15 protein-coding genes and 1 tRNA gene are annotated in these 13605 nt (G+C 50.5%); 2 read left to right on the top strand and 14 right to left on the bottom strand.

The genetic code is table 11. The annotated features are described in order from the left end of the window. Positions 1–13: 13 nt before the first annotated feature. The 13 genes from FYJ66_RS08870 to FYJ66_RS08815 form a co-directional block, all read right to left on the bottom strand. Positions 14–919 carry an ArdC-like ssDNA-binding domain-containing protein gene (locus tag FYJ66_RS08870; RefSeq protein ID WP_154573141.1) on the bottom strand — a complete coding sequence of 302 codons (906 nt, stop codon included), beginning with the start codon at positions 917–919 and terminating at the stop codon, positions 14–16. Further along, positions 912–1850 carry a DUF3991 and TOPRIM domain-containing protein gene (locus FYJ66_RS08865; protein WP_154573140.1) on the bottom strand — a complete coding sequence of 313 codons (939 nt, stop codon included), beginning with the start codon at positions 1848–1850 and terminating at the stop codon, positions 912–914. The genes FYJ66_RS08870 and FYJ66_RS08865 overlap by 8 nt, the downstream gene beginning before the upstream one ends. 94 nt (positions 1851–1944) lie before the next feature. Further along, a complete protein-coding gene (locus FYJ66_RS08860) occupies positions 1945–2445 on the bottom strand; it encodes a JAB domain-containing protein (RefSeq protein ID WP_235897400.1) in 501 nt (166 codons plus the stop codon). Then, on the bottom strand, positions 2423–2575 hold the full coding sequence (locus FYJ66_RS08855; RefSeq protein WP_154573139.1) for a hypothetical protein: 153 nt from the start codon (positions 2573–2575) through the stop codon (positions 2423–2425). Before FYJ66_RS08855 ends, FYJ66_RS08860 begins: the two co-directional genes overlap by 23 nt. Further along, positions 2526–2837 carry a hypothetical protein gene (locus FYJ66_RS08850; protein WP_154573138.1) on the bottom strand — a complete coding sequence of 104 codons (312 nt, stop codon included), beginning with the start codon at positions 2835–2837 and terminating at the stop codon, positions 2526–2528. Before FYJ66_RS08850 ends, FYJ66_RS08855 begins: the two co-directional genes overlap by 50 nt. Before the next feature lie 117 nt (positions 2838–2954). Further along, positions 2955–3308, bottom strand: coding sequence for a hypothetical protein (locus tag FYJ66_RS08845; RefSeq protein WP_154573137.1), 354 nt, complete (start codon positions 3306–3308; stop codon positions 2955–2957). Between the two features lie 74 nt (positions 3309–3382). After that, positions 3383–6625 carry a VaFE repeat-containing surface-anchored protein gene (locus FYJ66_RS08840; RefSeq protein ID WP_206157046.1) on the bottom strand — a complete coding sequence of 1081 codons (3243 nt, stop codon included), beginning with the start codon at positions 6623–6625 and terminating at the stop codon, positions 3383–3385. Between the two features lie 250 nt (positions 6626–6875). After that, a complete protein-coding gene (locus FYJ66_RS08835; RefSeq protein ID WP_338071209.1) occupies positions 6876–7817 on the bottom strand; it encodes a ParB/RepB/Spo0J family partition protein in 942 nt (313 codons plus the stop codon). Further along, entirely contained in the window at positions 7771–8595 is an 825-nt protein-coding gene (locus FYJ66_RS08830) for a ParA family protein (protein WP_154573135.1), read from the bottom strand. The genes FYJ66_RS08835 and FYJ66_RS08830 overlap by 47 nt, the downstream gene beginning before the upstream one ends. Before the next feature lie 10 nt (positions 8596–8605). Further along, positions 8606–9037 (bottom strand): hypothetical protein, encoded by a 432-nt coding sequence (locus FYJ66_RS08825; protein ID WP_154573134.1) that lies wholly within the window; start codon positions 9035–9037, stop codon positions 8606–8608. Positions 9038–9128: 91 nt separating this feature from the next. Then, positions 9129–9272, bottom strand: a complete 144-nt coding sequence (locus FYJ66_RS09210; protein WP_168851741.1) for a hypothetical protein — start codon at positions 9270–9272, stop codon at positions 9129–9131. Positions 9273–9399: 127 nt separating this feature from the next. Continuing rightward, positions 9400–10353, bottom strand: a complete 954-nt coding sequence (locus FYJ66_RS08820) for a ParB/RepB/Spo0J family partition protein (RefSeq protein ID WP_154573133.1) — start codon at positions 10351–10353, stop codon at positions 9400–9402. 361 nt (positions 10354–10714) lie between these two features. After that, positions 10715–10802: transfer RNA gene (locus FYJ66_RS08815), tRNA-Ser, on the bottom strand. A 206-nt stretch (positions 10803–11008) separates the two neighbouring features. Here FYJ66_RS08815 and fabG point away from each other — a divergent pair. Together fabG and FYJ66_RS08805 are read left to right on the top strand one after the other, a co-directional pair. Beyond that, the gene (gene fabG / locus FYJ66_RS08810; RefSeq protein ID WP_154573132.1) at positions 11009–11749 is read left to right on the top strand and encodes a 3-oxoacyl-ACP reductase FabG; all 741 of its coding nucleotides are present in this window, start codon (positions 11009–11011) and stop codon (positions 11747–11749) included. Between the two features lie 63 nt (positions 11750–11812). Continuing rightward, the gene (locus tag FYJ66_RS08805) at positions 11813–12577 is read left to right on the top strand and encodes an acyl-[acyl-carrier-protein] thioesterase (protein WP_154573131.1); all 765 of its coding nucleotides are present in this window, start codon (positions 11813–11815) and stop codon (positions 12575–12577) included. 54 nt (positions 12578–12631) lie between these two features. Here FYJ66_RS08805 and mmuM read toward each other — a convergent pair whose 3' ends face one another. Beyond that, the gene (gene mmuM, locus FYJ66_RS08800; protein WP_154573130.1) at positions 12632–13585 is read right to left on the bottom strand and encodes a homocysteine S-methyltransferase; all 954 of its coding nucleotides are present in this window, start codon (positions 13583–13585) and stop codon (positions 12632–12634) included. Between the last annotated feature and the right edge of the window lie 20 nt (positions 13586–13605).

The following is a 13605-nucleotide window of genomic DNA, read 5'->3' as shown; positions in this document are numbered from 1 at the left end:
ACGGGAAGAACTGTCATCGCTCATTCTCAATCTTCTTTTCACTCTTCTCGCGCTGTTTTTCCATTGCCTGATCGATGGATGTGATCATCTCATCTGCAGTCTTTCTGATCCGTTCCAGCGAATTTCTCAGCTCCTTTGTGTCCTTTCCGGAGGACCATCCGGCCACATATCCGAAGGTATAATCTGCAGTATCCAGACCGAAGTGACTGCATACGGTGTAGGCGATGCTCTCCGCCTCGACTTCCTTTGTACTGCGGTCCTGCGGCTTTTCCTCATCCGTATTCTCTTTAGAGTGTAGTCTCTGGTGACTGATCTCATGGATCATGGTCTTGATGGTCTGGACCTGACTCATGCCGGACCGTATGGCGATACGCTTTGCCGCATCGTCGTAATACCCGTTGGCGCCGCCCTCAATATTCTCGGAACAGATGGGAACCGGACAGATATCCTTCAGCGCATTGAACAGTTTGTGATAATTTTTCACGTCTCCGGTCAGCTCGTTTACGCCGATCATCGGGAACTCTCTGCCTTCCGTCTGCTCATAGGCGAACACGCTGACCACCCGAAAGCCGGTGATCTCAACGATCTCCTTATCCCCATCGTCTGCAGCATCTTTTTCCACCTTGTACTTGCAGGGAGCCAGAATGCGGATTCCTTTTTCTCCTTTGCGGACCTGCCGGTCGAATTCCTTCTGCCATGTCCGGTAGCCTGCAACCAGGGAGGCGGAAGGGTACTGCATGGCGATCAGCAGACAGTTATTCAGAGAGTAGTGGTGAAATTTGCTCATGCACTTCAGCATTTCCCGGTACTTGTCGCTTTCAAATACTTCCTTCACGCCTTCTTCAAGCCGGTCGGTGATCTCCCGGATCTGTTCCTGCCGGCTCTTCCGTTCAGGTCCACGTTTCTTCTTTTCATCCAAATCTCAGATCTCCTTTCTGCTGCAGGGTTTTCAGAAACATCAGCTCGTCGTTGTAGTCCTTTCCGTGTAAAGGTGGCTCGTCCCGGATGCGGTATCGTCCGTTCAGCCTGCCGATGATCGATGCGGCCGCACTTCTTCCGGCGGGATCATCATCCAGACGGAGAATGATTTCTTCCGTTTCCGGATGGTGATCCAGATAATTTTCAAGTGCTACCGGAAGCTTTACGGCATTCGCTCCTCCATATACGCCACCCAGAGAGAGCAGTGATTCACTGTTCCATCTTTCTCCGCTCATCCTGCGGATCGTTGCATAGGACAGAAGGTCGATGGCCCCTTCAAATACATGGACGCACTTTACCGTGCCTTCGATCCGGAAGGAAAAGTGCTTGTCGGAGCCAGCAGCCTCGCCCATGATCCGGTCTTTTCCGGTCCCCCGGAAGAAGGCGTATCTCGCTTTATTGTTTTCATCAAATCCCAGAAAAATTGCACTGTGGGAAGGCAGCGACTCATAAAGCAGACCTTCATCGATGCATTTTCCGAGAATTTCCCGGTCGATTCCGCGGCCGGTAAGATAGCGAAGAACCACCTGATTGTCCTGCGCCTTTTCCGGCAGGAGCAGCCGCTTTGCTTTGCCGTTCTTCGGGGCAAAAGAAAACGGAGGCTGTTCCGCCTCCGTTTTAAGTATCATTTTCATCGCTTCTGTGAATGGAATGTCTTTTACTTTGATCAGATAGTCCAGCGCCGATGCGCCGCCGAAGCCTCTGGACCACCACATCCATTTGCCGTTGGAGATCTTCAGGCTGTCATGCTCTCTGGTGCAGTATTCACCGCCTGAAATATGGACCAGATTTCCCGGATCGTTCTGCCTGAGATAGGTCAGAAGATCCATCTCCCGGGCCCGCTCGATTTCTTTTGCCGTATATCCGGCCATATTCATCACCTCCCGAAACTGAAAGTACAGAGAAAATGATCTTTCCCTGCATGTAGAGGCCCTGCAGATGCAGGGCTTTTCAGCAGTATTTATGCTATCGTTCCCACTCACTTGTATAGTCGTCTCTGGACCGCATTCCGTCCAGCAGTCCTTCTCTGAGAAAACTGGTCTGTTCTCCGGTCTCACCGGCGATGATGATATGATCCAGCATTTTGATGCCCATGAGTTCGCCGCATTTGACCAGTCTCTCGGTAACGGCAATATCCGCCTGGCTCGGCTCACAGTTTCCGGAAGGATGATTGTGAATACAGATAAAGGCTGCCGCATTGGACAAAATGATGGCCTTGAACGCCTCTCTCGGATTGATCATGGCTGCATCCAGCGTTCCTACGCTGCAGATATGAAGGTTGATGGGTTTGCCGTTCGTCTTCAGATTCAGGACCGCAAACACCTCACGGTCATAGTTTTTCAGCTCGCCTGCCACCACTTCCATTACAGCTTCCGGTGACGTGACTTCTTTGGTGGAATAGAGAGAGGGCTCTTTGACCAGCCGGACGTTCACGACTTTGATCTCATTTTCGCTCTTCTTCGGCAAGAATCATCACCTCCTCGATGCGGATGCTGATCACCGTTCCGTCTTCCAGATCATTCACCAGCTTCCTGAGTTCTTCCATTTCACTGATGAATCTGGTATCCGCTGTATTCGTTTTCATGGTCTCTTTCATGATTGCCATCCTCCTTTCCTGCAGGATCACTGCTGTTTGTCTTTGCGGGTTTCGGCTTCGCATCGTCCATTGCGTTGCAAAGGTAGGCGATGACCTTCCGGTCCCGGATCGCTTCCTGCAGCTCCAGGATCACGCCGATCTCTCCGCTCAGTCCGTGGTCATAGGCTACTTTCATATCGATGGATGTGATCTTCTTTTCCGTGTCAAATCCCTCATCTGTCAGTTTGTTCAGTGTCTTCAGCTTGTTTTTGTCTGCTGTCATCCTTGTCCTCCTCTCGCTTTCCATAAATGATCTCCATCATGCAGTATCCGCAGAAGGGGGCTTCCTTTCTGCGGTAGCGGCAGTTTTCCGGGCACTGCCTGTGCCGCTTCAGCCCGTTCATGCGTAACTCCCGGGGCTCATCAGCTCCATGCCGTATTCGGTGAACTGGTACCATCTGGTCCGGTCGAACCGGCTCTCGTTTCTCTCCGAAGCACGAAGAATCCGGCATTCCGTCAGTTCCTTCATGGCATCCCGGATCATATGCCGGCTCAGAAACGGGTAGACCGTCTGGATCATTTTCTGCGGCATCTTTCTCCAGTAATCATCGGCCGTGCCGTTCTCGTACTCCATGATCTCCCAGAGATACTGAGCGATCAGCGCCGGCCGGATCCCGCATATCATGGCGATGCTGCGGTTAAACCGGCATTCATTTTCGTTTCGGATCTCACCATTGATCCCGCTTTTAATCATTTCCTTTTCCTCCTGACCGAACAGAAAAGAGCGGCATCGCTGCCGCTCTTCCGCATCGTTCTCTATTCAATACTCTATTTCTTCAGATCATCCTGATCTTCCGAAAGCTTATGGAGTCGTCTTCTCTTGTATGCGATTCCTGCTGCTGCGGTTCCCGCTGCCAGCATCAGAGCGATATATCCCAGAAGCTTTGTCCTGTCTCCGGTCTTCGGCGGAGCAGGGGTCTCCGTCGGAGTCCCCGGTTTCTCCGGCTTCTTCGGAAAATGAACAGTCTGGTCCTTATCGGATAGATCCGCATGGCTGGTAACAGTGATCCCGTTATGGATCAGGTCCTCGAACACGACCACATCGTCTCCCTGCAGCTTTTCGGCGTCAAAGGTGAACTGCATCTCGACCGTTCCGTCTTTCTTCTCTGCGGTAAACGTCTTCTCGGAAGTCACGGCAGAAAGTCCGTCACGGACCGGCTTTCCTGTTCCTTTGTTCATCAGGACACCCTTTACCGTGTATTCCTTTCCCACAATAAGGTTGTGATAGCTGACGGTATCCACAATGGAGACCTTCTTGTCCCGGGAAACTTCATGATTTCCGGACTTGCTGTCCTTTGCCGTTGTTTTGATCTCCGGATGCCAGATTGTCTGATCCTGATCGGTGAGATCCCCGTGAGAGGCGACCCTGATTCCTTCATAGAAGAGATCCTCAAACACAACAGTGGTCCTGCCCTTCAGGGAAGATGCATCGAAGGTGAAGTTCATTTCCACCGTTCCGTCTGCCTTGTCTGCCGTGAATTTTTTCTCGGAAGTAACCGTCTTTCCATTTACGGTCACCGGTTTTCCGGTCTTTTTGTCCATCAGAACGCCTCTTACTGTGTATTCTTTTCCCGGAATCAGATTGCGGTAGTTTACCTTGTCCACGATGGTGGTTTCCTTGCGGGTTTCCCCGACTTCATCCTTTGTCTTCCGGTCCTCCGCATGGGTTTTTACCTCCGGGAAGTGGATGGTCTGGCCTTCGTCCTTGATTTCCGCATGAGATGCGATGTTCACATCGTTCTCATAGAGGTCCTCGAACACTACCGTTGAGGTTCCGGCAAGGCCCGTACCGCTGAAGACAAACTCCACATCCACGGTTCCGTCCTTCTTTTCCGGCACGAATTTCTTCTGGGAAATCACCGGCTTTCCGTTCAACAGAAGTTCTTTCCCGGTCTTCTGATCCATGAGCTTTCCCTTCAGAACATATTCCTTCCCGGGAACCAGATTGGTGTAGGAGACGGTGTCAATGAGTTTCACGTCCTTTTCTGCAGCAGAAAGATTCGTTCCGGTCTTTTCAGCTTTCACTTTGGTGCCGATAGTAATCAGATCATCCGTGATGGTCTCCAGGTCAACAAGTCCGTCTCTTGATTTCTCATCCACAGTGAAGCTGAATTTCTGCAGAACATATCCCTTGTTGTTCTCGCAGCGCATCTCTTCGATGGTGTAAGTGTCATAAGGCAGGGCTCCTTCTCCGGTGATCATGGCAGCTTTGCTCCCGAACTGTCCGGTTCCGAAGAACACGCCGCATCGGATCTGATCCGCTCTCTTTTTCAGAGACCCGGCAGAGATCTGTTTCTCGTTCAGAAGATCATCAAACGGGTTCTGTCTGCGGGCATTGTCTTTTCCTTCTTCCTCTTCCAGATCGCCTGCGGTTCTTCGGTCTTTTGTGGAGAAGAATCCGTTTTTGTCCGTGACCACCACATGGGTCTCACCGTTTGAAGCAGCGGTGATTTTGAACGGGACAAAGGCAAACCTGCGGGAATCGCCGTCACCGATCTTGGTTCCCTGTACATCGCTGCGGTAGACATAGTCGTCAAAGGTCAGCGCCATTTCGTTCTGTCCGTCATCATGGGAAACGGTTTTTCCGTTTTCCCTGATCTTGAACAGATGCTCGCTCTTATCCGTCCTCTGGTAGGTTTTGTTTGTCTTCGTCTCCCGGATGGTGTAGGTTCCGTATGGAAGATCATCCGGAAGAGTCTCTGCCGTGTAGGCTTTCTTCGCCTCGTTCCAGCGCACGGTGATCTTTCCCACATCCTCGCCGGACTTTACACGCTTGACTTTTCCCGAATCAATCAGGTCCTTCTTCGAGGAAAGCACCTTCCAGTCCACCTTGTTTTCCGCACTTCCGATATCGGTGCGGACTACAACATCATGACCGGATACGTTTTTAATGGTCATCTCGATTCCGTTCAGATCAGCGCCGCCGAGGGCCTCTGATTTTTTCAGTTCCTTGTCCCGCTTTACGATCTGAACGCCGCCCCGCTGAATTTCTTCCTTCACCGGATCCGAAGTGATGTCGATGATTTCTCCGTCTTTTCGGATGCTGATGGCTCTGGACCATTTCTCATTCAGAAGATATCCGGCAGGCGCTTTGGTCTCTTTCACCAGATAATCGCCGTAGGGCAGGGCGTCAGCAGCAGACTTCGCAAGGCCGTTCTTGTCCGTCCTGATCGTAACTGCCGCTTCTCCCTGATTGATCTTCTTTTCTCCGAGGAAAACAGAATGACCGCTTTTGTTAAATGCGGTGAATTCCGCACCTTCCAGCGTGGCATCTCCCTGTGCATACTGTTCATCCAGATCGTTATCGATCTTCTGCAGGCGGAATCCGCCCCGGATATCCTCCAGATATCCCGCCACCATGTCCTGCACGCCGCTCATGGTGCTGATGAACACCTTGAAATTTCCCGGGATGGCCTCATCTTTTTCCGAATCCGCATTCCAGAGTCCGTCTCCCAGTTTCTTCGCCTTTGTCCAGATATCGCCCAGACCGGAAGCCTTCGTTCCGCCCCAGGTCGCCATATCGGACGGCCTTCCTTCGTAAACATACGCCATAGCCAGATGAGCGATGGCCCAGTCTTTGGTGAAGTTTCCGGTGTAATATGCGCCCTTGATATTGCCGGTATTCTTTTCATATCCCGGATAGGACGGGGAGTAGAATACGATGTTCCTGAGCGCATTCCATTTTCCTTTGTCGTCTGCATCGGTGATTACTTTGTCTACCGTGACCTTTCCTGTAGGCGGCGATGCCTTGGCCGGCTGGACGCAGTAGGTATACCGGCTTCCCAGCCCGTCTCCCAGGTCGCATTTTCTGGAATTGCTGTAGCCTCCGTCACCGGAGCCGTAGGTGATCCTGCCTCCGTCAGTGACCGTATAGCTGCTTCCCACTTTGCCGGTGAATGCGCTGGCCGTCTCCGTCACTGCAGGAAGGGCGGATCCCAGTACCATCATGGATGCAAAGGCGATGGTGAGCAGCTGCTTGAATTTCTGCTTGAGCTCTGTTTTTCTGTTCAAAGCATTTCTCCTTTCCGTTTCATGGCAATCGCAGAAAAATTCACCAAATCGCAGATTCGGGAATTTCTTGCGGCTGACCTTCATCGGCGCTAAAGCGCCGTGATAGGGCAAGCAAAAACGCCTGTGCTTTCACACAGACGTCCTGACTTGCCTCTCTTCTTTTAAGTATTTTTCTTCTTCGGGTAGTAACTGGTAGTAATTAAAGGGAGGGTTACAGGGAGGGAAAACGGGGAATGCGTACTCCCACATTTTACCGCTCCTGATCCCTTGCTTTTCGCTGAAGGAAGCGGTTGTAGTGTTCCATGGCTGCCGCAACAAAATCCTCCCGTTTGGACAGCGGCAGGTCCCTTGGAAAAAGCTTTGCAATCCGGTCTCCCCGGAAGACGATCCGCTCCTTTTGGTTGGGCTTTTCCTCCAGCATGATTGCCTCGATGGATTCCGGAGTCAGTTTGCTTTCCGCAGCCATTTTTCTCATCCTGATCGCCTGAGAATGGGTAGGAGTGCACTGCTCCATGTCGATGCAGTTGAAGATATCTTCCTGAATATCTTTCTGGATATATGAAAGTTCTACTGCCGGACGGAGGGCAATCTTTCCTTCATCCACCAGTTCCAGAATTTCCGGAATCAGCTCGGTGAGGCGGATATACCGGTGAATTTGGCTCTTACTATCTCCAACTTGATTAGATAATTCTATATTTGATCTTTCTAACTTCGTCCCCAGTGGGGACGAAGTTAAATCAGTTCGTTTTCCCTGCCTATTCATCGCCTCCAGCCTCATCTTGTATGCGAATGCTTTCTCACTTGGAAGAATCGTTGTTCTCTGAAAGTTGGATTCCACCATGAAGACCGTAGCTTCATCCCGGTCCATTTCTACGACGTCGCATCGGAGAGTGGGGAGTCCGGCCAGCTCGCAGGCTCTTTTTCTCCTGTGTCCGGATAGAAGCTCATACCGCCCGTCTTCTTTTTTCCGTACCGTAGCGGGAGTAATGATCCCGTTAACGCGGACACTCTCCACCAGATTCATCATGTCCTCGTCATCCCGGACCTTGTAGGGATGATCCGGGAAGGGATCGATCTCTGTCAGCGGAATCTCGTAGATCCGCTTGAGCTTTGCATCATCCCGTTCTTCCTGAGAGGAAAACAGTTCATCGAGTGAGGGAAACCGTATCTCTTCTCTTTTCTCTTTCGCCACCGCGGATCACCTCCTTCGTCAATGCTTCATAAGCTTTCGCCACCTTTCCGTTTTCATCGTAGGTGAATATACTCTGTCCGGACTTGGCTGCCTCGGCCGCTTTCACCGCCACCGGGATCTGGGTATCGAAGATCCGTATCGCCATTCCGTAGTGGGTCCGGATGCTGCTGATCACATCTCTTGCCAGGTTGGTCCGGTTATCCACCAGCGTCATGACGATCCCGCCGATCTTCAGGTCCGGATTGGTGTGTGTCTTGACCCGGTCGATACTCTTCATCAGCTGCGTCATTCCTTTGGCCGGAAGATACTGTGCCTGCACAGGAATGATTACTTTGTCCGCTGCGGTCAGCGCATTGATGGTGATCATGCCGAGAGACGGCATACAGTCGATCAGAATATATTCGTAGTTTTTCTTTACCGGCTGAAGAAGGTTATCCAGCACCTTTTCTCTGCTCATGGCGTTCACCAAACTGACTTCCATAGAAGAGAGATCCAGATTGGACGGGATCAGATCCACGCTTTCCTCGTGATGAAGGATCGTATCTTCCACAATGGGTTTGCAGTCTTTGGTGACCAAGTACATCAGCCTGCCCAGAGATTTTTCCAGATCGTCACCATTCCAACCAAGTGATTGAGTGAGATCCCCCTGAGGATCTGAGTCGATGAGCAGCACCTTCTTTCCGGCTCTGGCAAGACCCACGCCCAGATTCAGCGCCGTGGTGGTTTTTCCCACGCCTCCTTTCTGATTGCAGATCGCAATGGTTTCGCATTTTGCCATTCCTGACCTCCTAACTCAGCAGCTTCTGATCCTTGCTGGGAAACATGTCACGAAGCCAGCCTTCCACGCAGTACCAGTCAACATATCCGTCATCAAAGAATGAATCGGCAAATACTTCGCAGGTATCAGGAACTTCACTGATGCAGTAATCCAGTGCCTCCATTTCCGCTGCAGCGGATTCCATTCCATTCTGGCGGAAGATCCTGCCGAGAAGGGCGATCATAGTACCCGGTTCATCCGAACAGGCCTCTGTTTCCAGCTTGCGCACGATCTCCAGGACCACTTCCTCATCCATCTCTTCTGTCATACCGGCAAAATGCTCTGCAGCTCTCCTGGCAAGTGCATCCACTAACGGGCAGCCTGCGCAGCTTTCTGTTTCACGGGCTCCGGTTTCTCCCAGCCCCATTGCAATAATTTCCATTGTTTCCTTTGTTGTAGCCATCTCTTATCCTTTCTCCGAAAGCCGGATAGAAAAATAACCCCGCACCGGATTGTGCAGGGTCATGTATTCAGCTTCCGGCTGAAAGGATAGCTTAATCGTCAAGGAATTTCACCAGGAGATCGTCGATGGCATCGGTGTAGCGGTTCTCCTGTATCAGCTTGTTTTTCATTTCGATCAGGCAAAGGACGATGATCCGGCGCTCGTCGTAGCTCAGCTTATATTTGTTTCCGAACATCTTTCTGACCTCCTTTTTTCTTTTATCATAAGGAAGAAATACACCGACAGCAATTATGCGAATGACGGCAGCAAGTGGAAAATTATTTTTTCCTGCAGCCGATCCATGTAAATATGCTTCTCATATCTTAACGAGCGTGCTTCGCCCGTTCCCGCCTTGCCCGGTACTTGCCATAGTGATCCAGTGCTTTGATAATGTATTCTTCGCGCTGTGAAGCCGGAAGGTCCTTCGGAAGATATGTCCTGATCGTATCTGCTTTCAGAATGACCCGGTCTTTCTGATTCGGCTTTTTCTCACCCAGCAGTTGATAGACCAGCTCTCTGGTGAGGCTGCTGCTTTCGGCCAGCTTTCTTAATTCCTTCGCCTGAGTGTGACTGGGCGTTCGTTTCTGATAATGGACGGCTGCAACAACAACTTCCTGCCATTCTCGTGGAAGATAGGAAAGTTCCACGGCAGGACGCAGGGCGATCTTTTTCTCATCCACCATCCGCAGGAGAGACGGAATGAGATGGGTCAGGCGGATGTACCGGCGAACTTGTTCGGAACTTTCACCGATTTGATTGGCTAAAATATTCCGAGAAGTTTGTTGCTCCAACTTCTGCTCCAGTGGTGCAGAAGTTAAATCGGTTCGTTTTCCCTGTCGTTTCATGGCATCAAGCCGCATCTTATATGAAAAGGCTTTCTCACTGGGAAGGATTTCTGTTCTCTGCAGGTTGCTGTCCACCATGAAGATGACGGCTTCATCCTGATTCAGTTCTACGATTTTGCAGGGTAGGGTGCTGAGTCCTGCAATTTCGCAGGCCCGTTTTCTCCGGTGGCCCGACAGCAGTTCATATCTGCCGTTTTCCTTCTTCCGGACGGCAGCCGGCGTGAGCACGCCGTTCATCCGGATGCTGTCCACCAGGGCTTTCATGTCCTCGTCTTCTTTCACATGGAATGGGTGCTTTGGGAAGGTGTCGATCTCGGAGATCGGAATCGCATAGATTTTCCTCTGCGCGGAACCGCTCTTGTCTTCATTGGAATAAAATGTATTCTCATTAGTTGAATGGGGCTTGTTTTTTTGAAATGTTTCGTCCGGCATCCGGCATCATCTCCTTTCTCTTTTCATATGTACTATCTGAGGCAGATGCCGGAGCCGGCCTCTGCCTCAGATCGATATCTACATATTAAGTAAAGGAGATGTCCGCATCAATTATGCGAAATCGCACAATCGCTCCCAACAGGTGTGACCACTCCGCAGCTTCAAGTTCCACGGACTCTCAAAAATATGCGAATTCGCACATTTTCTCCCATCAAAATCCTCAAAAAACATGCCGTTATATACCGTTGTATGCGGTTATATGCGGTGCAAAACCGGATGCTCTGAAACCCGCAAACCGTTGCAATCGCCGGATCCTTTGGAATTGCATAAAAAAAGAGCAGCTTCTAAAAGCTGCTCAATCTGGCGGAGGACATGGGACTCGAACCCACGGGGCTGTTACACCTTACTTGATTTCCAATCAAGCTCCTTAGCCGCTCGGTCAATCCTCCACATACCGATATTCTTTTCGCAATCCTGCAATAACTGTTAGCTCCGCAGAACGCCTATTTAATATACCACACGCCTGGCACCACCGCAAGCTTTTTTTCATAAATATCCGTCAACAGCGGTCCCTCTGATGGACACCGCCCTCTCCAGATGATAATATATCATCTATGCATCGACAATATAGTAAAGAAAGGATGCGATTCAACCATTGATTAAAAGTTCAAATAAAAATAAAAAAGTACTTATTACAGGCGGATCCCGGGGTATCGGTGCCGAAGCAGTCAGAGAGTTTACAGGCGAAGGTTCCAGCGTAGCTTTCATGTACCGTAATTCCACCCAGAAGGCTCTGGAGCTCAGCAAGGCAACCGGAGCACTGAACATCAAATGCAATGTCGCCAGCTCCCCATCAGTGAAGGCAGCCATGGACGTGGCGAATGAGTTTTTTGAAAACGAAATAGATGTTCTTATCTGCAATGCGGGGATATCCGATTTTGGACTCTTCACAGACTTCGACGAGGACCGCTGGGGCAACATGATCGAGACTAACCTGAATGGTGTTTACAGATGCGTCAGGGCAGTACTTCCCGGCATGATCAGCAGAAAAAAAGGAAGTATCATAATAGTTTCTTCAATGTGGGGCCAGGTTGGTGCATCCTGCGAGGTAGCATATTCTACAGCCAAAGCCGGTCTCATTGGAATGACAAAAGCCCTGGCCAAAGAAGAAGGTCCATCGGGAATAAGAGTTAACTGCATTTGCCCCGGACTCATTGACACAGAAATGAATGCAGAAGTGTCAAAGGAAGCCCAGGAGGACATTATCTACGACACCCCCCTTTCCCGTATTGGAACGCCGGCAGACGTTGTAAAAGTAATGAAATTTCTCGCTTCTGACCAGTCCGGATTCGTTACAGGCCAGATCATGGGAGTAAACGGCGGCCTGATCATGTAGGCATCTGTACGGAATATATGGATTGAACGGATTGAACGAAATGCATGAAAGGAAGAATATAATATGAAAAACGGGAAATTTCCAAGGGAATATCAAATAAGGTCTTTTGAGACCAACACCACCGGCAACCTGAAGCCAACTGTGATTCTCCAGTATCTTCAGGAAACCGCGGAGTTTCAGCTAAAGGTCCAGGACATGGATTACGTGGACATGTACATGAAACTCCACAAGGCCTATGTAGTGAGCCGCATGAGCATTCAGATTCACCAGCAGCTTCACAAATACGACCATATCACCATCCGCACCTGGACCAGCGAAGACCGGGGCGCTAATTTTCCAAGATCCTTTGATGTCTACTGCGGCGACCAGCTGGCCATCACAGCCTTCAGCAACTGGGCACTCATCGACACCGACAAAAAGACTCTGGTAAAGAGATCGGAATACGACATTTCCAACTACGCCTGGGGCGAAAAGCAGGAGCTTGATATCCCAACCCGCTTCAAGATCCCCAGAGACACCGAGATGTCCCTGGCAGGAATCCACCATGTGTCCTTTAACGACACCGATATCAACGGCCACATGAACAATGCCATGTATGCAGATGTGCTTTATAACTACATACCTGAACCTCGCAGCTGGGACATTACGTCCATGAACTTCCATTACAGGCACGAAGCTCCACTGAACTCAGATATGGAGATCCACATGAGTGCCCTTTTGCCGCCGGAAGACATGGATCCTAAGGCAGATAAAATAATTTACTTCCAGACCTTCACAGGTGAAGGAAGATCTAACATAGAGGCCTGCTTCGGCCTTGCCAGAAAATAGACGACAAATAATCGCCGGCAGTTCAGATTGTGAGCTGTCGGCGGTTTTCATTTATTATTTGTTCTCTTCTGTCACGAAATAATCCCTGGCCTTCCTGGCTGACTGGATTTCCGGAGCAAGGGTAGTGCAGCAGCCTCCCACGGCAGCAGCTCCGGCCCTGTAGTAGCTAAGAGCATAGCTGTAGAATCCCATCCATGCCTCCGGGGTTTTCCAGGTCTTGGTCACAGGATCGTACACACTACCGTTATTCGGATAAGCGGCAACAGGCTTGTCCCCTTTTTCCACCATCTTCTTTATAAGGGACTCCACATACTGGGGCTGTGTGCAGTTCACTCCGATCATCTGAAGATGAGGCCTGTTTCTCAGGACTTCTGCACAGTCGCTTATCTCCTGACCCTCGCAGGTCCGATGCCCATCCTGGCAGCTGAAGCTGATCCAATACTCCAGACCTTTTTCCTCGCAAATCTCCGACTGCACCAGTGCCTCATCAAGGGAAGGCACTGTCTCGCACAAAATCACGTCGGCTCCGCCCTCATGAACCAGCTTTATCTGGATCTCATGAAAATCCTTCAATTCATCACGGCTTATATCGTAATTCCCTCGGTATTCGCTGCCGTCTGCCAAATATGCCCCAAAAGGCCCAATGCTTCCCAGGCACAGCGGATACACTCGTCCCGGATGTTCTTCCTCATTCCACCATTCTTCTCTGGCTTCGAGAAAAAGTCTTACTGCTCCGCGGATTGTATTTTCGGCAGCCTTCCGGCTGAGTCCCCGTTTCATGAATCCATCCACCGTAGCCTGATAGGTACAGGTTATCCCGCAGTCGGCTCCGGCACGGAAATAGTATTTGTGGACTTTCTTTATCAGCTCCGGCTCCTGAAGCAGCACCTTTGCCGTCCACAGGCTGTCGTTCAGGTCGCAGCCCATCGCTTCCAGGGCGCTGGACATTGAGCCGTCAATGATGAACTTTCCGGTTTCGTTAATCAGTTCCTGTATTTTTCCAGTCATCTTTCCCTCCTTAACTACAT

Origin of the sequence: Allobaileyella intestinalis (assembly GCF_009695865.1) — a bacterium.
Lineage (GTDB): Bacteria > Bacillota > Clostridia > Peptostreptococcales > Anaerovoracaceae > Allobaileyella > Allobaileyella intestinalis.
The sequence above is the reverse complement of the archived record's forward strand: the minus strand, read 5'-3'. Positions and strand labels throughout refer to the sequence as shown.

Bases quoted from the DNA above. Each gene is read 5' to 3' on its own strand.
- FYJ66_RS08865 (WP_154573140.1), bottom strand. From the start codon at position 1,850: ATGGCCGGATATACGGCAAAAGAAATCGAGCGGGCCCGGGAGATGGAT.
- FYJ66_RS08855 (WP_154573139.1), bottom strand. From the start codon at position 2,575: ATGAAAGAGACCATGAAAACGAATACAGCGGATACCAGATTCATCAGT.
- FYJ66_RS08850 (WP_154573138.1), bottom strand. From the start codon at position 2,837: ATGACAGCAGACAAAAACAAGCTGAAGACACTGAACAAACTGACAGAT.
- FYJ66_RS08845 (WP_154573137.1), bottom strand. From the start codon at position 3,308: ATGATTAAAAGCGGGATCAATGGTGAGATCCGAAACGAAAATGAATGC.
- FYJ66_RS08830 (WP_154573135.1), bottom strand. From the start codon at position 8,595: ATGGCAAAATGCGAAACCATTGCGATCTGCAATCAGAAAGGAGGCGTG.
- FYJ66_RS08825 (WP_154573134.1), bottom strand. From the start codon at position 9,037: ATGGCTACAACAAAGGAAACAATGGAAATTATTGCAATGGGGCTGGGA.
- FYJ66_RS09210 (WP_168851741.1), bottom strand. From the start codon at position 9,272: ATGTTCGGAAACAAATATAAGCTGAGCTACGACGAGCGCCGGATCATC.
- FYJ66_RS08820 (WP_154573133.1), bottom strand. From the start codon at position 10,353: ATGCCGGACGAAACATTTCAAAAAAACAAGCCCCATTCAACTAATGAG.
- FYJ66_RS08805 (WP_154573131.1), top strand. From the start codon at position 11,813: ATGAAAAACGGGAAATTTCCAAGGGAATATCAAATAAGGTCTTTTGAG.
- mmuM (WP_154573130.1), bottom strand. From the start codon at position 13,585: ATGACTGGAAAAATACAGGAACTGATTAACGAAACCGGAAAGTTCATC.